Annotated in this window: 23 protein-coding genes and 2 tRNA genes; 6 read left to right on the top strand and 19 right to left on the bottom strand. The window is 69.7% G+C overall.

Translation table 11 applies throughout. The annotated features are described in order from the left end of the window. From VIM26_RS01350 to VIM26_RS01375, 6 genes are all read left to right on the top strand, one after another. On the top strand, positions 1–347 hold a 347-nt coding region (locus VIM26_RS01350), incomplete at its 5' end, for a hypothetical protein (RefSeq protein ID WP_331948513.1). Between the two features lie 336 nt (positions 348–683). Further along, positions 684–929 carry a DUF7455 domain-containing protein gene (locus tag VIM26_RS01355; protein WP_331948514.1) on the top strand — a complete coding sequence of 82 codons (246 nt, stop codon included), beginning with the start codon at positions 684–686 and terminating at the stop codon, positions 927–929. A 1,291-nt stretch (positions 930–2,220) separates the two neighbouring features. After that, positions 2,221–2,979, top strand: a complete 759-nt coding sequence (locus tag VIM26_RS01360) for an AraC family transcriptional regulator (RefSeq protein ID WP_331948515.1) — start codon at positions 2,221–2,223, stop codon at positions 2,977–2,979. 157 nt (positions 2,980–3,136) lie between these two features. Next, positions 3,137–4,294, top strand: coding sequence for an acyl-CoA dehydrogenase family protein (locus tag VIM26_RS01365; protein WP_331948516.1), 1,158 nt, complete (start codon positions 3,137–3,139; stop codon positions 4,292–4,294). A 59-nt stretch (positions 4,295–4,353) separates the two neighbouring features. After that, complete coding sequence (locus tag VIM26_RS01370) at positions 4,354–5,202, top strand: SDR family NAD(P)-dependent oxidoreductase (protein WP_331948517.1); 849 nt, start codon at positions 4,354–4,356, stop codon at positions 5,200–5,202. Positions 5,203–5,240: 38 nt separating this feature from the next. Continuing rightward, positions 5,241–5,993 carry an enoyl-CoA hydratase/isomerase family protein gene (locus VIM26_RS01375; protein ID WP_331948518.1) on the top strand — a complete coding sequence of 251 codons (753 nt, stop codon included), beginning with the start codon at positions 5,241–5,243 and terminating at the stop codon, positions 5,991–5,993. Positions 5,994–6,263: 270 nt separating this feature from the next. On the opposite strand, the gene VIM26_RS01380 is transcribed toward VIM26_RS01375, so the two are convergent. The 19 genes from VIM26_RS01380 to VIM26_RS01470 form a co-directional block, all read right to left on the bottom strand. Continuing rightward, the gene (locus VIM26_RS01380) at positions 6,264–7,013 is read right to left on the bottom strand and encodes a GAF and ANTAR domain-containing protein (protein ID WP_331948519.1); all 750 of its coding nucleotides are present in this window, start codon (positions 7,011–7,013) and stop codon (positions 6,264–6,266) included. Between the two features lie 428 nt (positions 7,014–7,441). Beyond that, positions 7,442–7,514, bottom strand: a tRNA-Val gene (locus tag VIM26_RS01385). A 328-nt stretch (positions 7,515–7,842) separates the two neighbouring features. Beyond that, positions 7,843–7,917 (bottom strand) — tRNA-Trp (locus tag VIM26_RS01390). Positions 7,918–8,086: 169 nt separating this feature from the next. Then, complete coding sequence (locus tag VIM26_RS01395) at positions 8,087–8,233, bottom strand: hypothetical protein (protein ID WP_331948520.1); 147 nt, start codon at positions 8,231–8,233, stop codon at positions 8,087–8,089. A 111-nt stretch (positions 8,234–8,344) separates the two neighbouring features. Next, positions 8,345–8,917 (bottom strand): hypothetical protein, encoded by a 573-nt coding sequence (locus VIM26_RS01400; RefSeq protein WP_331948521.1) that lies wholly within the window; start codon positions 8,915–8,917, stop codon positions 8,345–8,347. A gap of 45 nt (positions 8,918–8,962) precedes the next feature. After that, complete coding sequence (locus VIM26_RS01405) at positions 8,963–9,595, bottom strand: hypothetical protein (protein ID WP_331948522.1); 633 nt, start codon at positions 9,593–9,595, stop codon at positions 8,963–8,965. Beyond that, positions 9,592–11,166, bottom strand: a complete 1,575-nt coding sequence (locus VIM26_RS01410; RefSeq protein ID WP_331948523.1) for a D-alanyl-D-alanine carboxypeptidase family protein — start codon at positions 11,164–11,166, stop codon at positions 9,592–9,594. Before VIM26_RS01410 ends, VIM26_RS01405 begins: the two co-directional genes overlap by 4 nt. Before the next feature lie 74 nt (positions 11,167–11,240). Then, positions 11,241–11,456: an Lsr2 dimerization domain-containing protein gene (locus tag VIM26_RS01415; protein WP_331948524.1), complete on the bottom strand. Its 216-nt coding sequence runs from the start codon at positions 11,454–11,456 to the stop codon at positions 11,241–11,243. A gap of 96 nt (positions 11,457–11,552) precedes the next feature. After that, positions 11,553–12,266, bottom strand: coding sequence for a hypothetical protein (locus VIM26_RS01420; RefSeq protein ID WP_331948525.1), 714 nt, complete (start codon positions 12,264–12,266; stop codon positions 11,553–11,555). A gap of 63 nt (positions 12,267–12,329) precedes the next feature. Beyond that, positions 12,330–15,236 (bottom strand): hypothetical protein, encoded by a 2,907-nt coding sequence (locus VIM26_RS01425; RefSeq protein WP_331948526.1) that lies wholly within the window; start codon positions 15,234–15,236, stop codon positions 12,330–12,332. Next, positions 15,233–15,721, bottom strand: a complete 489-nt coding sequence (locus VIM26_RS01430) for a hypothetical protein (protein ID WP_331948527.1) — start codon at positions 15,719–15,721, stop codon at positions 15,233–15,235. The genes VIM26_RS01425 and VIM26_RS01430 overlap by 4 nt, the downstream gene beginning before the upstream one ends. Positions 15,722–15,776: 55 nt before the next feature. Beyond that, entirely contained in the window at positions 15,777–16,070 is a 294-nt protein-coding gene (locus VIM26_RS01435) for a hypothetical protein (protein WP_331948529.1), read from the bottom strand. Between the two features lie 153 nt (positions 16,071–16,223). After that, positions 16,224–17,288, bottom strand: a complete 1,065-nt coding sequence (locus VIM26_RS01440; RefSeq protein WP_331948530.1) for a hypothetical protein — start codon at positions 17,286–17,288, stop codon at positions 16,224–16,226. A 93-nt stretch (positions 17,289–17,381) separates the two neighbouring features. Further along, positions 17,382–17,621 carry a hypothetical protein gene (locus VIM26_RS01445; RefSeq protein WP_331948531.1) on the bottom strand — a complete coding sequence of 80 codons (240 nt, stop codon included), beginning with the start codon at positions 17,619–17,621 and terminating at the stop codon, positions 17,382–17,384. Further along, positions 17,609–17,827, bottom strand: a complete 219-nt coding sequence (locus tag VIM26_RS01450) for a hypothetical protein (protein WP_331948532.1) — start codon at positions 17,825–17,827, stop codon at positions 17,609–17,611. Before VIM26_RS01450 ends, VIM26_RS01445 begins: the two co-directional genes overlap by 13 nt. Then, entirely contained in the window at positions 17,820–18,299 is a 480-nt protein-coding gene (locus VIM26_RS01455) for a hypothetical protein (protein WP_331948533.1), read from the bottom strand. Before VIM26_RS01455 ends, VIM26_RS01450 begins: the two co-directional genes overlap by 8 nt. After that, the gene (locus tag VIM26_RS01460) at positions 18,299–19,054 is read right to left on the bottom strand and encodes an HNH endonuclease family protein (protein WP_331948534.1); all 756 of its coding nucleotides are present in this window, start codon (positions 19,052–19,054) and stop codon (positions 18,299–18,301) included. The genes VIM26_RS01455 and VIM26_RS01460 overlap by 1 nt, the downstream gene beginning before the upstream one ends. Beyond that, positions 19,051–19,485 carry a hypothetical protein gene (locus VIM26_RS01465; RefSeq protein WP_331948535.1) on the bottom strand — a complete coding sequence of 145 codons (435 nt, stop codon included), beginning with the start codon at positions 19,483–19,485 and terminating at the stop codon, positions 19,051–19,053. Before VIM26_RS01465 ends, VIM26_RS01460 begins: the two co-directional genes overlap by 4 nt. 111 nt (positions 19,486–19,596) lie before the next feature. Then, the gene (locus VIM26_RS01470) at positions 19,597–20,028 is read right to left on the bottom strand and encodes a hypothetical protein (protein ID WP_331948536.1); all 432 of its coding nucleotides are present in this window, start codon (positions 20,026–20,028) and stop codon (positions 19,597–19,599) included. Positions 20,029–20,624: the final 596 nt, after the last annotated feature.

Raw genomic sequence — 20,624 nt, forward strand, 5'->3', positions numbered from 1 at the left:
GGCTCGACCCGAGCGTTGACCGCGGGACGCGGGACGTCGAGGATGCCTGGGGCCGCGCGGTCGAACTCACGCCGAGGCGGCTCGACGAGAACGCCCGGTGGGTCTACCGCAACGGGCAGTGCCTGGCGCTGGCCGTGGCGATCGCGACCCGGCAGGGCTGGCCGGTGGTGGCCCACACCATGGCGTCCAGCTGGGACGACCACGACGAGCCGGTGACCCATGAGTTGCGCCACGCGTACGCCCAAGCCCCCGACGGCACCCTCATCGACATCTACGGGGAATGCGACCCCGACGCGATCGACCTCGAGGACGGCGAACTGCTGACCGCATGCACGAAACTGCCGTAGGTTCGCTCCTGCGCAGCCGGCTGTGTGGTCGGGCGGGCTCACCGGGCATGTCACGCCTATCGCTCGCACTGGCGCCGGTCGGCGGGAAGGGATCTTGGTCCCTCGCGGGCAGATCAGGCCGGCATAACGTCGGAATAGGGTTGAAGTCGATGACGTTGGAGTCGATGACACGGGCTGGAGGAACGGACTCATGCGCACATACCCGCCCCGCGTTGATCGGCGCAGACGGATCCACCCGAGACCGGGCGACCTGCACCGCAGGGCCCGGGTCGTCACGGACGGGCCAGCCCCTTCAGATCTGGTTCCCCGCCTGATCGCCCCGATCGAGGTGTCGCCATGACCAGGATGCGCGCCGCGGCGCCCGGCGCACCGGCACCGATCGTGCCCGTGCCGCTGGACATGGCGCACGAACGGTGCGACGTCTGCGGACAGGGCGCCTACGTGATGGTGATGACCGTCGACGGCCCGCTCGCCTTCTGCGCGCACCATTTCCGGGAGAAGGCCGTCGCGTTGGCACAGGTCAGCGCGATCATCCACGACATCCGCGGCCAACTGGCGCCCACCAACCGAGCCAAAGGCTGACCCGACCCCGTTCACCCGCGTCGAGAGAAGGGGATCTTGGACCCTCAACGGCGGATCGGACCGGAATAGCGTCGAACTGAGAAGGGCGCCAGCAACGTCCGCAACGTGGGCCGGTCAACTCGCTGAGCGGCCTGCGCACCACTCAGCCGGAGGCTCCCATGACCGTGCACGCAATCCCCGGAACCGCAGGCAGCGTCGTCGACCTGCGCCGTGGCGACGAGAATTTCGCCACCCCCGCGAGGCTAGCCCCGCGGGGGGCGCCGACGATGTCGCCCTCGCGATCATGGAGGCGTTCTGCGAGGTCGCCCGCCCCGACTCGGAGCGCGTCGGGGGATCGCTCGACGCCGTGCGCGAGGCTTTGTCCGCCTGGCGAGAGACGACTCCCGAGAGCGGGCCGCCATCCTGCGCAGGATCGCCGAGCTGATCGACACCGACCTCGAAGAGCCCGCCCTCGCCACGACCCGGCAGAACGACGCACCGATGCGCGCGGCACTCGCGGCCGCCATCCCGTTCGCCTTTGTAGTCGACGGAATCGAACACGCAGTCAGCGAGGTTTTGGGCCAGTGTGTGCCTCGAATTATATCGTGGCGCTCCTTACCTGGGACAATATGGTTTATTGAGGACCAATTGGCTCCAGTTCGAGGAGCACTTCCAAGTGGTGCGACACGATGTCGCTTGTGTCGAGTGGGCTCATCGATTTGGAGGTCGGTGACGATGACGTAGCCCCGAGCCAGTGTTCAAGGCTCGTCTCCGCTCTGACGTGCGTCGCTGGCAACGGCGGGTCGCCGCGATGGAGACGACCCCGGCACGGAGCCGGGTGCGGAGGGAATTGGGGGCAGGCTCAGACTTCGCTGTCGCCAGCGTCCTTGCACTCGGTGTCGGCTTGTTGTACTTGCGCGACGACCTGGTGCTCTGGCCGGGTGGGCGGGGCGCCCGCTGCTGGTCGGCGAGTTCGTGGCTTGCGGCGCTTGTGCCCGTGTTCGGCCGCCCGGTCAGGGTCACCGTTACCTCGCAACCAACCGGTCGACCCTGACAAATCGTCTGCATCCTCGAATGCGGGCCCGTCCCCGCTTGCTGGTAGCGCACGACGTCGGAACACAAGACGCCCCGTGTGCGCGGCGCCGTCGGGCCCCGCTGCGAGGGCCGATGGTCCCGCTCTTCCCGGTCGCCGGTCGTCTAGTTTCGGGTCATGGCTGCACCGCAGCAGACCATTGGCAGGCTCGACGCTGTCCATCCGACTCGCGCCGACCTCGGTGTGTGCATCGCGCCGCTGAGGCCGACCGGCGGATGCATGGACCGGGCCCGCTCCGGGGAGTTGCTGCGGGCGGACTTCCACGTGGTCATCCTGTGCGCGGGCGGATCGGCGCATCAGCAGGTCGACCTCACGATCCATCGTCACGAACCCGGATCCCTGCTGTGGATTCGCCCCGGCCAGGTCCACGAGAAGCCGCCCGCCGTCGAGGGAACGGTCGTCTGCTTCACCGACGCGTTCGTCGGGGACGAGCCGGCCCTGCGGACCGGTCCGTCGTCGTGGCTCCTCGGTTCGGACGACGTCGGCGACATCCGTGCACACCTCGCGGTGCTCGACGGCGAGTACCAGCGCTACGTGTTCGGTCCCACCGGCCCCCACCTCGCCCAGGGCGACGCGATACTCCGACTCCTGCTCCGGGCGTTGCTGATCCGCATCGGCCAGGCACCGGCCCTGAGCTCGGGGCGACCCACCGAGCCGCACTCGGTGGCGCAGGCATTCCTCGCCATGGTCGAACGGTCCTTCGCGTCGATCCACACCGTCGGGGCCTACGCCGCCGTCCTCGGGTACTCCTCGAAGACCCTCGAACGTGCGAGCATCGAGGCGACCGGGCTGAACCCGAAGCAGATCATCGACGCGCGCCTCGTCCTCGAGGCACGCCGGCTGCTCGCCTACACCAACCTCTCCGTGGCCGCCGTCGGTCGACGGCTCGGGTTCGTCGACCCGGCCAACTTCTGCAAGTTCTTCACCCGCGCGACCGAGATCTCGCCGGGCATCTTCCGCGCCTCGCTGCGCACCTGACCGTCGCACCCTGCGCCGTCGATCGATGTCCGGAACGGACCACGATCGGTCGCGTTCTCACCACGAAACACCCCTGCGGCGTACCTGCACAACGCGAGCCTTGACGTGTCCGTCCGGCACCTCCGGGGGCCAGGCCATCACGCGAAGGAGCACGACGATGTGGTATCTCACCGAGGACAGGGAAGCGATCCTCACCAGCGTCCGGGAGTTCGTCAGGAACGAGGTCGCGCCGCTCGCCCTCCAGGTCGACCGGACGGACAAGTTTCCGCTCGGCCTCTTCAAACGGGCCGGCGAGCTCGGCCTGCTCGGACTGACGGTTCCCGCAGAGTTCGGCGGCATCGGCGCGGACCAGACGACGAACGCCCTGGCGCTCGAGGAGATCGCCAAGACGCTGCCCGTGCTCACGGTGGCGATGGGCGCGCACAGCCTGCTGGCCGGCGGGCTAATCGAGATGCTCGGCACGGCGGATCAGAAGAAGCAGTACCTCGTCCCGGCGGCGACCGGCGAGACCGTGCTCGCCTGCGCGTCGACCGAGGCCGTCGGGGGCGACAACCAGGCCGAGTTCAGCACCCGTGCCGTCCTCGACGGTGACGAGTGGGTGCTGGACGGCTGCAAGGTCCTCATCTCCAACATCGGCGTCGCGGACGTCTACGTGGTCGTGGCCGTCACCGCGGACCACATCGAGCCGGTCACGAAGGCCGGGATCAGCACGTTCCTCGTCCCCGCCGGGACCTCAGGCGTCGCCGTCGGCTCACCCGAGCACAAGCTCGGCTGGCACGGCTCAGCGACCGGATCCGTCACGTTCACGGCCTTCCGGGTTCCGAAGGAGAACTTGCTGGGGCCCCTCGGAGGCTGCCTGGAGGCGATGTTCGTCAGCGCGACCGCGGAGTTCCTCAGCTGCGGGCCGGTGAGGCTCGGGATCGCCGAGGGCGCGTACGCGATGGCGCTCGCCTACAGCCTCGAACGCGCGCAGCAGGGTCAGACGATGTTCGACCGGTTCCAGGTCACCCGGCACAAGCTCGTGCGGATGTACGGGGAGATCGAGTCGCTGCGGGCGCTCGTGTACTCGACCTACGCCGAACGCGACCGCGGCGACCTGTGCCTGGCGCAGGGCCGGCTACTCAAGGTCAAGGGCGCGGAGGTCTCCGAGTACGTCGCGCGCGAGGCGATCCAGCTGTTCGGCGGCGTCGGCACCGTCGTGGAGACCGGCGTCGAGCGGTACTGGCGCGACGCGAAGGTCATGGCGATCGGGGGCGCGTCGGTCGAGGCGCTGATGGATGTCATCGCCGGTCTCATCAAGGAGAGGCTCGCCTAGCTCGCGGCCCTCGAACGCTCTCGAACCCCAGGTTTTCAGTCCCTCACGAGGAGGAAGTCATGCAGGACTACAGCACCAAGGTCGTGGCCATCACCGGCGCCGCCAACGGTCTCGGCAAGGAGATCGCCCGGCGGTTTGCGTGCGCGGGGGCGAGGCTCGCCCTCGTCGACGTCGACGCCGACAACCTCGCGGAACTCCGCACCGAGCTCGAGGCAAAGGGAGTCGACGTCATCGACTCCGTGTTCGACGTGCGCAGCGCCGCCGCCATGGAGGAGTTCGCCCGGCAGGCGTATGCCACCTACGGCCACGTCGACCTGTTCTTCAACAACGCCGGTGTCATCACGGTCGGCACCATGTGGGAGCAGCCGCTCGCGGACTGGGACTGGCTCCTCGACGTCAACGTCAAGGGCATGCTGCACGGCATCAAGGCGTTCGTGCCGCGGATGATCGCCCAGGACACCGAGTGCCGGATCATCGACACCGCCTCGATCGCGGGGCTCCTCACGGTGGAAAACGCCCCGGCCTACGTCGCGAGCAAGTTCGCCGCCCTGTCGCTGACCGAGGTTCTCGACCTGCAGCTCCAGGCGGCCGGCGCGAAGGTCACGGCGCACGTCATCTGCCCCGCCGTCGTCCAGACCGACCTCGACAACTGCCTGCGGCACCGCGACCCGAGCACGTACGACGCCGACGACCCGTACTACCGCACCGAGGACTACATCCGGCGGTTCGAGGTGGTCACCAAGTCGATGCCCGCCGGCCTCCCCGTGGACGCGGCGGTCGACATCATCATCAGCGAGCTCGAGAAGGGCACCTTCTACATCCTCACCCATCCGCGGTACAACCCGGCGATTACCGGGAGGACCGCGGCGATCGTCGCCGGCACCCATCCGACCATCGTCGCGCGCTGACCTGACCGGTTCGTCAATCCCCGAAGGAGTGGCTTGTCGTGTATCCGTACCAGAAGAAGTTCGACCACGTCGTGACGTACGAGAAGGACGCCCACGTGGCCACCATCACGTTCGACTGCCCCGAGAACCTCAACCGGTTCTCCGAACAGGTCATCGACGAGTTCGGCGCCGCCCTGGACCGGGCCCACTGGGACGAGGACGTCCGGATCATCCTCCTGCGCGGGACCGGGCCGGTGTCCTTCGGACCCGGCGACCTGGACATCATCAAGACCAAGCTCGCCAAGAACCTCACAGCGGCGCGTGAGGTCATGTTCGAGATCTCCGATCTGATCAAGAAGATGTACACGATCCCGACTCCGATCGTCGGGCTCGCGGAAGGCGGGTGTCTCGGCGGCGGCTGCAACCTGCTGCTCTCGAGCGACATCGTCATCGCGTCGGACAAGGCGTACTTCCACGAGCTGTTCGTCGACTATGCGCTGACTCCCGACACGGGCGGGCTGTGGGCGCTCCAGCGCCTCGTCGGCCCGATGCGGGCGAAGGCGATCTGCATGCTCGGGGAGCCGGTCGACGCGCCGACGGCTGCCGATCTGGGAATGGTCTACCAGGTGGTCCCCGCCGAGTCCGCCTACGCGAGGGCCCGCGAGCTGGCCAAGAAGATCGCCGCCAAGTCGCCGGTCGGGATCAACCACATCAAGCAGATCTCGAACCGGCTGCACGAGTACTCGATGGACACGTACTTCCAGATCGAGGGCGACTACCTCGCGCTCAGTGCCCTGAGCTCGGACTTCTAGGAGGCGAGCCTGGCCGCGGCGCAGGAGCGCGAACCCGTCTACAAAGGGTACTGACCGCGAAGCGGATCGGCAAGAAACCACCCGACCAACGGCGGTGGTCGCTCGCCTCGCGAGCGACCACCGCGGTCGCCCGAACTGCTCCCCCGGGCGGCGTCGCCGCGGCAGCGATGAGAAACAAGAGCGGTCGGCCGGCGGCTTTGGGCAAATCTGTGCGTGTCTTCACCGAAACGGCCTCGTCCACGATGCTCCAGGGCGTCACACGCAGCGGCGTCAGACTCGGAATCGGAACCCGTCCAGGGGAGGCGTTCCGCTCGCTCCGATCACGATTTCGGAGGCGACAAGGTCAAGTGAGAGCTTGCGGTCGCGCGAAGCGGCACGGAGCAGGGCCAACGCCACTTCGGCGTCGCACCGATGCTCGTACATGGTGACCCCGGTCGCCTCGTTGACGGCGGTCCTTGAGGTCAGTGCCGTACGCAACTCTTCGGTGATTTCGATGTTGTGGACCAAGCGCAGGGTCATGCTCAGCGCCCTGTAGGCTTCATCTGCGAAACGTTGCGCGTCAGCCAACTCGTCAGGGCCGAAGGCGTGCGCACGGGGCGAATACAAGCTCAACACCCCCACGCAGCGGTCCCCGCCGTCGAGCGGCCAGGACAAGGAAGACCGCAGCCCGAGAGCGAGCGCGCGGGGCCGATACTGGCTGAAGCGTTCGTCGCGAGCGACGTCCTCGATCAAGATGACCATCCGGGCGCGCATCGCGGTCAGGCTCGGCCCCTCGTTGTAGGCGTACTGCACCTCGTCGTACTCTGCGGCGCGTTCATCGCTGCTGGCGCGGGTGACCGGGCGGCCGCACAACTCCAGGGTGATCGCGGTCGAAACCTGACCGCCGACCGCGGTAGCGGCGGAGAGAACGAGTTCTCTGAGGAACTCCTCAACGACGTCGGTGGACAGGAACAAGTCCTCGAACGCGGCAGCAACGCCGCAGGATCCGTTCGAACCGTCCTCAGAACCGTGGTCGGACAATTATCGCCAGTCTGTCCCCGGGGCCGAGCCCCGCGTTCAGCGTGCACCGAATACGGCGCGTCCTGCCGCACGTTGGGCCAAGGAAGGTCCAACTACCTGACTCTCCCACCAACGGCCCTCGGATGTGCGAACTTGGGGTCTGGTACTGGTAGTGGTACCGCGAATGGCGCCAAGAGTCGGCGGTCGGCTCTGACCTGCATCGACGCGCGACAGCTCCCGCCATGTTCAGCCCGACCCCAGTAGCGCACCAGATGAAACTGCGACACATATGCCGGTACCCGGCACGCCCTCCCAAGGTTGCGACCCTTCGGGACGATCAGGCGTGCTGGACCCGGACTGCCCGGCCATTGGGCTTCAGGTACCCCCCGATGTTGTTGAGGCTGTCGGGTGCTCTCCCGCCCCTAGAAGGCGGGTGAGCTTTCAGCCGGTGCGCACCACAGGGTTCGAACCTGTGACGTCCTCGGTGTGAACGAGGCGCTCTGGCCACTGAGCTAGGCGCGCGCTTCCAGATGAGCTCTGGCGGGCTTGTGAGTCGAGAGGAATTTGAACCCCCAAGGCCCTCGCGGGGACTGGTTTACGGCCAGCCAGCTTCCATCCGGATTTGCATATCGACGCGTGCGTTGACGATGTCGTCCCCGGCGAGCAGAGCCTCGCGGATCCTTGACGGAGCGCCTCGTGGGTGCCCGCCGGGTACGACGTCGTTGCCACGCAGGGTTGTGGTGCACCGGCCCTTTGGCGAAGGCCGGCGGCTGCGTGGTACTTCATCTTTCGCTGTTGAGTTCTCAAGTCTTCGGTGGTGCTCATGCACTGCTCCCGCGGGAGGGATACGCGGGGACGGCAGGATTCGAACCTGCGACTTGCCTGGGTTGGAGCCGGGTGCTCTGGCCATCTGAGCTACATCCCCATGTTCAGTTGTCGCCCTCCGTGGAGGACGTAGTGCAGATGTGCGGACGGAGGTGGCCCGTGCGCATCGCTGGTGGGTTGGTGCGGGGTCCTGGCATGCGAAGAGCCGCCCCGGGATGACTCCCGAAGCGGCTCCGTGATGCTGGGCCAGGTGTGGTGCTCTGGTCAGATCACGGCGCCCCGCGGGCGTCCTGGGAGTGGCGATTGGGCAACCACTGGGTCCCCGGCTTGCCGGCGATCAGCTGGTAGCACGCGTCCGCGACGGGCAGCGCGAAGCTGAGGCCGGTGGCCCGCTCCGTGCGTTCCATGCGTGACATGAGGTGCTCCTCGCTGGCGCCAGATCCGTGTCGGACTGGCTGTATGTACACACCATACACAGAGGGTCTGACACTGCCCACTCTTTTTGTTGCTGACCTGCGTGTTGGGCCTCAGGCGGCCGTCTCGGCGGGTGCCGCAGCAGCCACCGTCGCTGCCTGGTCGTTGACCGTCACCGCCCGCCCGATCCGCTCCTGCAGCTCGATGCGCCACTCCTCGGCGATCGCCTCAGCGAACCCTGCGTAGTCGTACCCGGCGTAGCCGTTCTCCCCGGCGCGGTCCGGTCCGTCTGCGCCGAAGAACTCTCGCTCGTTCACGCCCATGGTGTCCGCCGGGGAAGCGGCCTCCGCCTCGGAGCCGTCCTTGTCGTCCGCGAACCGCTGGTGCTGCATGGCCGCGGACTCGATGCCGTACCAGTGGCGGTTGAAGAACTCGTCGTCGCTCAGGCCGGCCAGCACCAGGCGCGCAGCGCGTTGGGCGGCCACCCGGGAGATCACCGTCACCGAGCTCGTCTCCGCCAGGGGCGGGAACGCCTGGTCGGCCAGGTCGAGCAGCACGTTGCCGGGCGTCTGCGCGGGCAGTGTCGTGCCGGTCTCGGTGCGGGTCGTGGTGGCGAACTGGCCGCCGGCGGGCGCACCGGCTGACACACGGTTCGGCACGGTCGGCTGCTGGGGTGCGGGGCTCATGTCCTATAGATGTGCGGCGTGGCGCGATCCTCGCGCAGGGCCACCTCAGGTGTCGCTCGAGGCGACCAGGCGCACCTCGCTGGCCAGCCACCCGGCGCCGTGACGGGCCAGCACCAGCTTCCATTCCACGTCACCGGAGCCGAACGTGGACCGCCCCTCCCCGCCGGGCTTGGAGATGTCGTACTGCACCGAGATGAGCAGCCCGAGCCGCTGCGGGTCGTGCGGGTCGAACACCTTCGTCCAGTTCACCTCCACCGGGCTGGCCGTCGCCCCGGGGTTGTTCTCGGCCGGGCCTGCCTGCGCCGGGCCTGAGGAGTCGGGCGTGAAGAACGGCTTCAGGCGGGCGTACCGGTCCTCCCCCACTGTCTGGGTGGTCAGCGCCGTGACCACCTGCACGGCGAACGCGGTGGACGCGGCGTCCTCCTGCGGGGTCAACGTCGCGGCCAGCCCCTCGAACCAGTCGTCGTCCTTCCCGCTGCCCGGCGGGTCCGTCGCGGTAGGGGTCGGCGTGGGGGTCGGGCTCAGCGCGGCGCTGGCACCGGGGCTCAACGTGACCACGGGCCCGAGGGTCGGTTCGGGCGCGACCGGCTCGTCGCCGGCCCACGGCCCGAGCACGACCACCCCGACGATCACCGCGACCGCCGCGGCGACTCCGCCCACCATCAGTCGACCGTTCATGCTGCTGCTCCTGACGGTGCGTTGTACTCCCAGTGCCAGGCCTCCGGGATGTGGCCCTGCGAGTTGCCGACCTGCGCCCAGTCCGGGCTGAGCCAGTGGAAGCGGGGGGCGTTGGCGACCATCCAGTTGCGCTGCGGGGACCCGAACGTGTTGATGAACGTGCCCAGGTCCACCGCGACGGCCCAGCCGTGGTTGGAGGTCCCCGGGGTCGCCGCCAGCGCGCCCTTCTCGGCCTTCAAGATGACCTGCTGCGCGAAGGTCCGGTAGCCGTCGGTGATGCCGATCTCGTACCCGAACTCGGCCCGGAACGCGGCGCTCATCGCGATGAAGTCCGCGGCCGCGTCCGAACGCAGGTAGTTGGACGGCGAGAACGGGATCTGGGTCAGCGCGGTGAGCGGGATCTGCCCGTTGGCGTACCCGCCCCAGGCACCCGGGCCGGTGCCCCCGACCACCGGCGGGCAGCCAGGGGCCGGCTCCCCCGGCGTGGTGACGACCGGGGTGGTGATGGTCCCGTACCCGCTGGGCGCGGTCCCGGTGGTCCCCTCGGACCACTTGCCCGCGCTGGGCGGTGCCGACCCGGCGACCTTGGTGACGATCCCGACGGCCTGGGCGTACTTGTCCTTGTAGTTGGACCCGTCGTCGAACGCGGAAATCTGCACCGACTGCGCCGCCAGCCACGGGGCGAAGGTCGCCCGGGCGTCGGCGGGGACGTTGACGAGGGTCGGGGTGCGGTACAGCTTCAGCGCCGGTGCGGTGAGCCGGTCCAGGAACAGCCCCGTCGCCCCGGCCGGGTCCATCCGGACCTCGCGCGGACCCCACGAGTTGCGCTGCTGGAACAGGCCCCTGGAGTCCGTGCCCGCCAGGTCGCCGTGACCGACGTTGACCAGGCCCGACTCGGTCAGGGCCGTCATGATCGCGATGGTGGCGTCGTCGGCGGTCAGGCCGCGGCCCGTGACCGTGTTGATGATCGCGGTCGCGTTGGCCTGCTGATCGGCGCTCAGCGCCGGGTCGGTCCCGGTCGCCCCGCAGATCCCGCCGCCGACGGGGACCGAAACAGGGTCGGTCGTGGTGACCACCATCATCGCCGCCTCCACGGCGGACCCGACGGTGATCGCCTCCATGACCAGGCCTAGCGCGAAGACCACCCCGACGCCGGCCAACAGCTTGCGGCCCGTCTTGGACTGCACCACCGCCCCGGCGACCTGGCCGACCACCGGGGAGCCCACGGCTGTTCCGACGGCGGTGGCCGCTGCCGCGGCGCCGGCGATCGCCTTGTCCTTGCCGGTGGCGTCCGGGTCGGTCAGGGTGCGGGCCGTGGACGCGACGGCACCGGCCTTCCCGGTGACCTTGCTGGTTGCGCCGGCGGTCCTGCCTCCGGGCAGGGCACCCAACCGCCCGGCGGGGCCAGCTAGTTTCTTGCCCGCACCGCCGATTGTCGGGAGCTTGCCCGTGGCGGGGCTGGCAGGCTTGCCGGCACCGGCTGCTGGGGGCTTGGCTGCAGTCGGGCTGGCAGGCTTGGCGGCCGGCTCGTCGGGCACCTTGCCGGGTGGGGCTGTGAAGACACCGCTCATGCCCTGGACCATGCGCAGAAACGAACCCCCGCCCACGATCGGGCGAAGGGTTCGTCACCGGCCCTCGCGGAGGCTCAGCCCAGCTGGCCGGTCCCGCGCACCTGGCGGCCCCCGGTGCGCCGGGCCGCGGCCACGAACCGCTGCAGGCTGCCACGCAGCTGGGCGGCGTTCTCGTCGCACAGGTCGATCTCGAGCGCCTGCCCGTCGAGCCCGAACTGCACCGTCTGGGTGGCTGCGGTGGCCTGCGTGACGTCGGTGTCGTCGACCAGGGTGATGACCGTGCTGCGCATCGGGAAAGCCTTTCGTTGCACGCGGAGGAACGCCAAGTCCTCCCACGGTAACGATCCCCCAGGTGAGGGGCTCAAATCGACCTCAGGCCCGGCTTTCTACTCCTGGTCGCGCGACAGCAACTCCACGAGCTCGGTGAGCTTGACCTGGGTCCGCGCCGCGTTGATGCCTGCGTAGTTGCCGGCATCCTCGAACGCCGCTTCCGGGAGCTCGTCCAGGTGCCACTCCTCGAGGGTCTCCCGCGCCGTGAACGGTACGTCCTGCCCTAGGTCGATTTCGGTGGCGAGCACCTGGTCGTACTGCGCCTGGTCGTCTAGCCATTGCCCAAACCGGTCCATCTGGGCGGCGCGGATCAACGGGCGGGCAAGCACGGCGGGAAGGCTGTCGGATCGCTCCGCTCTGAGTAGCGCCACCTGCGCCTCGTACCGGGCGTCCCACTCGGCGACTTTCTTCTCCGAGGTGAGCAGCCGCCTGCCGTCCGGCTCGGGGTTGTCCGCCACCCACAACACCATTCGGGCGTCCGCCCACTCCGACCAGTTCTCCCGGTAGGCGCTTCGGACCCGAGCCATGACCGCGTCAGGCACTCGCACCCGGGACCAGAACGCGACGAGCTGTTCCACCGACCGCGGGATCGGTGGGTACTCGAAGGTTCCGTCCGCGTTGTACTCCGCGTCGGACAAATGGGCGAGCGTCACGTCAGGCTCCCGGCGGGTGGCGGTGGAAAACTGCCCGCCGGACGGAACCCCTCCAGGCTGACGGGCGTGCTCGGCGGCCGCCCCAGAGTAGCCATTGGATGTCTCGGTGCTGGTCATCGCTGCCCCCTCTTCTACTGGATGAAGTGCGGCGCCCCGAGATGTCCTCGGGGCGCCGGCCGATCAGCGCCCGAACTTGCGTTCGCCGCCGCGTTTGGGGGTCGGCTTCCTGCCCGCTACCCGTCGGCCCTCAGGCCGCACGCCCACGCCCGGCGCGGCGGGCTTCGGGCCTGGGCGACCCTGGTTGGATTCCGTCAGCGGCGCGACTGGAGCACCGCTGCGATCGGGGCGGTCTTCCTGGCGGCCCGCCACTGCCGCCTCAGCCGGGCTGGGTTTGGTGTCCTCCCCGAAGGACGACCAGTCCAGTCCCATCGACGACGACGCGGGCGCGGTCTCGCCGTTGCTGCGGCGCGGGCCGCCCGAACTGGCTCCCCAGGTGGACTCGCCAGCTCGGGTCCGGCCGCCGTCCACGCGGTCGGCCTGAGGCGCCTGCTGGCCGGAGACGGCTGCGGTCCGCCCGGCTGTCTGTCGCGACCGGACCGCAGGCTCAAGCGTCTTGGCCCGGTCGGCGGCCTTCTTGCGGGCGAGCGTGTCCGCCGCCTGCCGGGACTCGTGGGCGCCGATCGCCCCTTCCCGCGCACTGCGGACCTTGCTCAGGTGCGCGCTGGCGCGGTTCTTGCCCCACACGGCAGCCATCACCGGCGCGGCCAGCCCGCCGGTGCCCACGATCAGGGCCCCAGCCCCGACGGCCTTCGCGCCGCCGCGCACGGTGCCTCCCGCGATCCGCTTGGCCATGTCCCAACGAGAGCCGACCGGGTTGGCGCCGAACGCACCCTCGGCGCCCCGGATCCGGGCCTTGACCCCCTCGGTGTACCGGCCCGCGACGGTGTTCTTGGCGCCGCGGCCTGCGGCGGCCAGGTTGGCGGCGTTCTTCGCGGCCCGCTTCTGCTCCGGCGTGAGCGGAACGGTAGCGGCGGCTCCCTCGTTGGCGAGTCCGCGCGCGCCGCGACGCCCCGCGTTGGACGCGCCCGGTGCGACAACCGCTCCTGCCGCGTTCCCGCCACCCTGCCCGCTCGTGGTGATCGCCCCAGGTCGGGCCTTGGCACCACGGCCCAGGCGGCCGTTCGTCACCGTGTTCAAGGCCTTGATACCTGCCCGGCCCCCGGAGCGCAGCACAGCGGACTCGCCACGGCTGCGCAGCTGGTTCATCCGGCTCATCACCCCGGCGCCCACAGCTCCGCCCATTGCGCCGCCGGACGCCGCAGCGCCCCACTGCTGGGCGCCGGTCAGGGAGAACGGGGACGGGACCTTCAAGAACTTGGTGAAGATCATGTGCAGCACGATGACCGCGACCACCGGGGAGAACCCGGTCCAGATCATCGAGATGATCGACCCCGGGCCGAACATGTCGTTGCCAGCCTTGACCATCATCGAGGTGATCAAGGTCAGGAACGCGAAGATCAGCTGAATGCCGAACACGAACAGGCTCATCCCGACGTACTGGCCAAAGAACTTCCCGATGGACGATCCCGCCTTGCCCTCGCCCAACAGCGACACCAGCAGCGCGATGAAGGTGGCGAGCATCATCACCAGGGCGGCGACCTTGGCCACGATGATGGCCCCGGAGATCAGCCCGAACACCACCAGCATGATGACCGAGGAGAAGACGTAGCAGTAGACCATCGCCAGGGACGCCGAGACGACCCCGGTGCGGCCCTGCAAGGTCAGCAAGTAGTCCTTGACCCGGGGGTCCCCGGAGTCCGCCTTGATCTCCTTGGCGTTGTCCCAGTTGAACCCCGACTGCCCGTCGGCGAAGGTGTCCCCGTCGTGGAACGCGGCGGGCTTGGCCCACCAGTCCGCGCAGTTCTTCAACACCTCAGCCGGGTCGCGCCCGTCGTTGGCGGTCACCTTCTCCCAGCCGTCAGCCAGCTGCCAGTTCCCGTCTTTGGTCGGGCGGCACTGCGCCCACGCGACCATCGTGCGGTCCTCCTGGTTGGAATCGACCGTCTCCCACGCGAGGGACCCGAGGCTCGACTCGTCGGCGACCTTGTTGTCGGTGGCCATCCTGGTGATCGTCCGCTGCAGCGCCGGGGGTGTTCCGCTCTGCTGCTCGAGCAGCCGGCAGTACGCGAAGTCGCCGTACGGGTTCTCGGCACCGAACTGGGAGGTGGCCCACACCTCCATGCCGGTCGCCTCCCACATCCCCGACATCACCAGCGGGATCGAGCCCGACATCTTGGTGATGGGGTTCGCGGTGGCGTACTCCTTCTTCATGAAGGTCACGTACTGGGCGCAGGACAGGTCACCCTTGGCCGTGGCGTCGTAGGTGAACCCCGCCCCGGTCTCGCTGCTGGTCATGGCCGCGGCCGGCGCGGACGCCAACGAGGACAGCACGGAGTTGGTGGTCACCACGAACCAGCCCGGAGACATCTTGCCGGGCTGGAACACCCCAGCGGAGGTCGTGGTCGACGCGGACGCGCCGGCGACCATCACCACGAACAGCCCCACGGTGGCGGCGGTCTTGGCCAGCGTCGCCCACGGCGCCCCGCCCTGGCCGCGGGCGACCTTCCACAAGGCGCGACCGATGGCGATGACCGCCACCAGCGCCAGGACACCCGAGGACACCAGCGAGTGCCCCAGGGTGCCGGCGGCGTTGTCGGCAGCCTCGCCGGCGGAGTTCAGGATGTTCATCTGGATGGCCGCCGACGTCATGCCGGTGCCACCGGACCACATGGCGTTGCCCAAGCTCATCAGCACCGGGTAGGTGCCATTGCGCTGGATCTTCGCGGGGATGTCCTCCCAGGCGTTCTCGCTCAGCCGGGAGTGCATGGTGCCCGTCGCGGTGCCCCACCTGTTCACCGGCAGCAGGTCGGAGTCAGCCCCGACGCTCGAGCCGCACAGGATGACCGGGTCGTTCTGGCACGGGTCCCCGGGCCCGATCGGCGCTGCGGAGGCAGCCCCGGCGGTCAGCATCACGGCGAACAGGGCACCCATCAGTGCGCCGGCCAGGGCGCGCCACAACCGGCTCATCGCTGCACTCCGAACAGGTCGTCAACGGGTTGGGACGCACCGGGAACCAGACCGGCCGCCGCGGTCGCCGTCACGGGCGGCGGCGTCGCGGCGGCCGGTCTGGTGGTGGGTGTGGCGGGGACCGAAGAGGCGACCACGGTCCCGAGCTCGTGCAGGTCGGGGTTGATCACCCGCCCGCACATGGTGAACTGCCCGGCGTCGGACCGCTTCTTGTCCATCAGCGTCTCGTAGGTGCGCCGCTGCAAGCCGCTGCGGCTGCGGACCTCGACCAGCCACCACACCGCGCCCTCGACCGCGGGCAGCGCGAGGATGGCGTACTGGCCGATCAAGGTCCACAGCGCGAGCGTCACCACAACGGCCGGGATCGCCCCGAGGACGACCACGCCGACGGTCCGTCGACGTGCTTCGAAACCTTGGACGATGATCGTCCGGTTCGCGCCGGCGTTACGACCGGTCAAGGCCGTCAAGGTGTGCAGGTTGTTCACGGGCGTTCCCCCGAGGTTGGTTCACGCCCACCGGTGGTGGACTGGCGGGGGTCGGTCAGGACAGGAGGTTCACGAGGGCGTTCGCGCCCAGGTCGCAGACCCACAGCACCGCGGGCACCACCGCGGCCGGCGCTGCGAGCATGGCGCCGACGAAGATGGGCCAACCGATCTGACCGGCCTGGGCGCCACCTCGGCGACGGCTCCACGCCCACTTGACGACCGCGAAGACGACCATCCCGACACCGACCCAGGTCATCAGGGTGATGAGCCCCGAAACGCCCGAGGCGCCCGAGATGCGGCCCCACAGTCCCGACCACGCACCTGCAAGATCGACCGCTGCTGTCTTCATTGGTCCTGCTCCGTTCCAAGGTTGCCCGTGACGGAGGCGCCAAGGAGCGCCTCACCAGGGACCATGCGGAGAAACGGCCGGGTGGCCGCCCTGTGTCCTTCGCCCTATGGATGTGCGGTGATCGGCGCCGTCATCGCCGGGTCGGGGCGGGGTTCAGCGCTCCCGGCAGGACGACGCGGACAGGGCAGCGCCCCACAGTTCCTCGGCGTACGCAGCACGGCCCAGCAGTCCGTCGGCGATGTCGTCGCGGGCAGCGTCGGTCAGGCCCGCGAACGGCGCGAACAGGGCCTCGGTCGCGACGCTGGTCTCCCCGTGCTGCCAGGTACGCGCCGCCGCGCAGACCCCGCCGGCGTCGGCCATCGACACCCGGGCGGCGGTCGCCGTGCGGGGGCGGACGTGGCCGGGGGTGGCCAACGGCAAACCGGCCAGACCCGCGTACAGCCCCCAGCCGTCGGCCCGGTTCTGCGCGCGGTTGGCGCGCGCCCCGGACAGCACCTGCCCGGTGGGGGTCTCGGGGTCCACCGACATGTCGTCGACGTTCAGGTCCGTGGAGAACGCCGGGGAATCGGACACGGTGTCCGCCAGGCTGCGCGTCTGGTCACGTCCGTCCGGGTTGTGGGCGATGACGTTCAGGGACAGCACGCGGACCTGGGCGAGCGCGACGAAGTCCACCGACGGGCGGTGGCGGGGGTCGGGCCACTCGTCGCGGATCCGCGAGGCGAGCTCGTCCTGCTCGGTGCCGGTCAAGTTGCGGTCCAGCTCGGTCTCGGCGTCGGTGAGCTGCTTGGTGAACATCCCGATGGCCTTGCGGTCCTCCGCGCGCAGCCGTCCGCGGGCGGCCTGCGCGACGATGCCCGAAGCGATGGCCCGCACGTACGGACGGGTCAGCACGGTCCGGCCGTTGCTGTTGTGCTGGTTGGTCAGGGCCGCAGCCAGGGTGTCCTGGACCATGTCGTCCTCACCGACGAACCGCACGCCCTTCTTGAAGGCGTAGCCGCGCACGGCGGCGCGCGCGAACGAGATGAGAGCCTCGGTGGACAGCTCGTCGATCGCCTCGTCGGCGTGCGAGGCGTCCACCGGGTCCAGGACGTCGTCGTCCAGGGCATCGTCGAAGGGGAGGGACACGTCCGCCTCGGGGCGGATCGTGCCTGCGAACTGGCCGCCGACCGGAAATCCGGACGGCTGGCGGGTCTGCTCGGTGCGGGTCAGCGTGTTCATGACCGGTGGATGTGCGGGTGATCGCGTCCTCATCGCGGCGCGGATCGACCAAGTTCTTCGCTCGGATCGGACCCCGCCAGGCGGAGGGTCGGCTCAGGCTGCGGTCGGGTCCCACTGAGCCGGTGCGCCCACGCCCGAAAGCTCGTCGATCTGCTCGAACGCGAGGGTGACGAGGTCTTGGGCGAACTCGGCCCGGTCCATCTCGTCGGACCGGATCACGGTGAAGGAGCCGTCGCCTCCCACGACGATCACCGCCATCGCCGCGTCCAGGTTCGACTCGCGGCGGATCGCCCGCCGGAGCGCCCGGCCGCGGACACCCATCAGCTCGCCCACGGCATGGTGGGCAGCGGCGGGAGATGGAACTGGGCGAGCAGCCCCGGCACGTCGACGCCCAGGACGCTGACCGCCAGCCAGCCCAGGACCACCAGGACGAGCACCCCGGTCAGGGTGGACATCACCCCGGACACCAGGTGGCGCAGCCCGACGACCGCGGCGCCGAGCATGACCACGACGATGACGACACGCAGCAGGTCACTCATGGCGGTCCTCCGAGGCGGCCGGGTGCGGTCCGGCGTGAGTGGCGGGCTCGGGGGCCGTGGTGAACTTCCCGGCGATCAGCATGGTGAGGCTGCGGTGCAAGGTGACCGGCACACAGCCCAGCAGCGCCGCCCACAGCTCATGGGTCGCCACGCTGTGGTCGCGGTGCAGGAGCGCGGTGCCGTCCACGGCGATCATCCGCGCGGCTGTGCGGTCCAGCTCGGAAAGCCCCGAGGGGTCCGCCGGGGCGAACGTCAGCGCGCCGTGCTCGGCCCAGAACGCCACCCCGGCCAGGGTGCACGGCGCCGACTCCACCACGCGCCCGGCGATGAGCACCGAGACTGTCCGGGACGCGACCCGCAGGTGTTCGTCATCCATCTCGGTCAGCCCGGCGAGGTCCCCGCGCAGGGCTCGCAGCACCGCGTCCTGGAACTGCGGGTCGGCGGTGATCGCTCGAGCACGGTCGGTAGACATCAGCAGCCCTTCAGCACGTCGGCGATGGCGGTGCGTTCGGCGGGGGTGACCCACAGCTGGTAGGCGTCCTTCACCTGGACCTGCCGGGCGACGTACGTGCAGCGGAACGCCTTGTTCGGCGGCAACCAGCCGGCCGCGTCGCTGTCGCCCTTGGCGGAGTTCGTCGGGCCGTCCACGGCCAGCAGGTTCCGGGGGTCGTTCGCCAGGGCGGTGCGCTTGGTGACGCTCAAGGCTTGGGCGCCGGTCTGCCAGGCGTCGGACAGCGCGACCAGGTGGTCGATCTGTACCGCGGAGGAGGGCGCCTTGCCGCGCACGAACGCGATGGTCCTGGCGGTGTACGGGTCGGCGAGGGTGCCGGTGGCGACCACGCAGGCGCCGCCGGTGAGCACCACGGTGGTCAGGTCCCGGTGCAGGACGTCGTTGCGGGTGTCGCACCCGTTGTGGTCCACGTCCGACCAGGGGGCGCCGAACTGGGCTCGGGTGTACCCGGTCTTGGGCGCCCTGCCGGCGACCGGCAGGCCATCCAGCGCGTCCAAGGATTTCGCTGCCGTGGGTGACGTGCCGGTCTTGCCGGTGGCCTTCAGCTCGGACAGGTCCGCGTTGTGCAGGCCAGCCGGTTCGCGCAGCGGACCCGGGTTGTCCACCTCGAACGCGGCCGCGAGGCTGTCCACGATCCCGGTCTTGTAGGCGTACCCGTAGACCGCGAGCAGCAGCAGCACGGCGACGATCATCCGCAGCGGGCTTCGGCCTCTCATGACTGATGGATGTGCGGGTCGCCGGACCTTGCTCGCCCGGCCGCGTCAACGGTCTCGACGGGTGCATCCTTCGCCGTCGGTGCCGCCTTCAACCGCGCGGCCGTCGAGGCGCGCTGCGGTTTGCCGGTGCAGCCCAGGGTCAACGGGCAGCTGGTGGCCGCCTGGCCCGAGACGATCGTGAACCTCGAGCACTCCGGGCACACGGCGAGGGTGACCATCGGCGGTCCGACCCGCAGCGTCGTCAACGCGCCCGCGTGGGTGTTCAGCAGCGCCATCTGCTCCGGGGTGACGCTCACCGCGGCGAGCGGTGCCGGGTCGACGACGAGCTCGGCCCAGGTGCGGATCTTGGCCGCGCGCAGCAGCGCCAGCGCGAGGGACGCCGCCTGGGTGAGCGGTGGGGCGTCCGGGTCGAGAGCGAAGGTGGCCTGCATGCTCTACCTGTGCAAGATGCCCCCGTTCGGCTGCCGCCCGCGCACCTGCCCTGACACAGCAGTGCCCCGGCGGGATTTACCGGGCCGGGGCACTGCGCGCGCGAGGTGGTGCTACGCGGTGACGGCCTTCGCCAATTCGTCCAGCCACTTCTGGGCCTTGGGGCGCGCCGCGTCCGTCAGCAAGGTGCCGCCGGTGGTGTCGCTGGTCGCGATCAGGCCGACGTAGTACGCGCCGGCCGACCCGGAGATGATGAACGGGGACTCGGTGGTTGGCTTCTCCGTGGTGACCCGCAGGACAACCTCGCTGCCGTCGTCCGAGGTCTTGTACGCGCACTCCTTGACCTCGGTGCTCGCCACCAGGTCGAGGCCGAGGTGCTTGCCAACCTGCTCCGGGGTGCCGAAGGCTTTCGCGCAACTCGCCGAGACGTCGCCGGTGCGATCCAGCTCCTTGAAGGAGATCGGATCCGGTGCGCAGCCGGCCAGCGCCGACACGAGCAGCACGGCGGTGACCACGGCGAGAGGCCTGGCGGTGGTGGACTTCACAGGAGGACTCCTGGAGACGGCCCGGACCTCACGTTCGTGAGGCAGGCCAGACGACCCAGCCCCAGCGAACCGTAACAGCCGCGCCGCAGGTCAGAGGGTCCAGTCCGGTCCATCCCCCAGCGACCGGCTGGTGCCGAAGTCACTGGTCACCCAGGTTCGTCCCGTTCTGTCCAGTGCTCCGTCCCCCGCGCGTGCGGGGCGGACCAGCCCTCCGTGACCGCGTTCAGCCACGCCTTGCTTCAACCCCCGCGCGTGCGGGGCGGACGTGCGGCCCGTGTTTCCCTCATAGGTCGCGGTGCTTCAACCCCCGCGCGTGCGGGGCGGAATGGTTGCCGTCGAGGAACTCATCGGGCGTTTCGCTTCAACCCCCGCGCGTGCGGGGCGGACTTATCACGCAGTGCCCGTGTCGGATCTCTCCGCTTCAACCCCCGCGCGTGCGGGGCGGACGGGGTGACGGTGATCGCGACAAGGCGAACCAGGCTTCAACCCGTCCGCCCCGCACGCGCGGGGCGGACCTGACGACCGACGTCACCCGCGGCAGGATGAAGCTTCAACCCCCGCGCGTGCGGGCGGACTGTCATGTTCGCCTCAGGACT

The organism is Pengzhenrongella sp. (assembly GCF_036565025.1).
Lineage (GTDB): Bacteria > Actinomycetota > Actinomycetes > Actinomycetales > Cellulomonadaceae > Pengzhenrongella.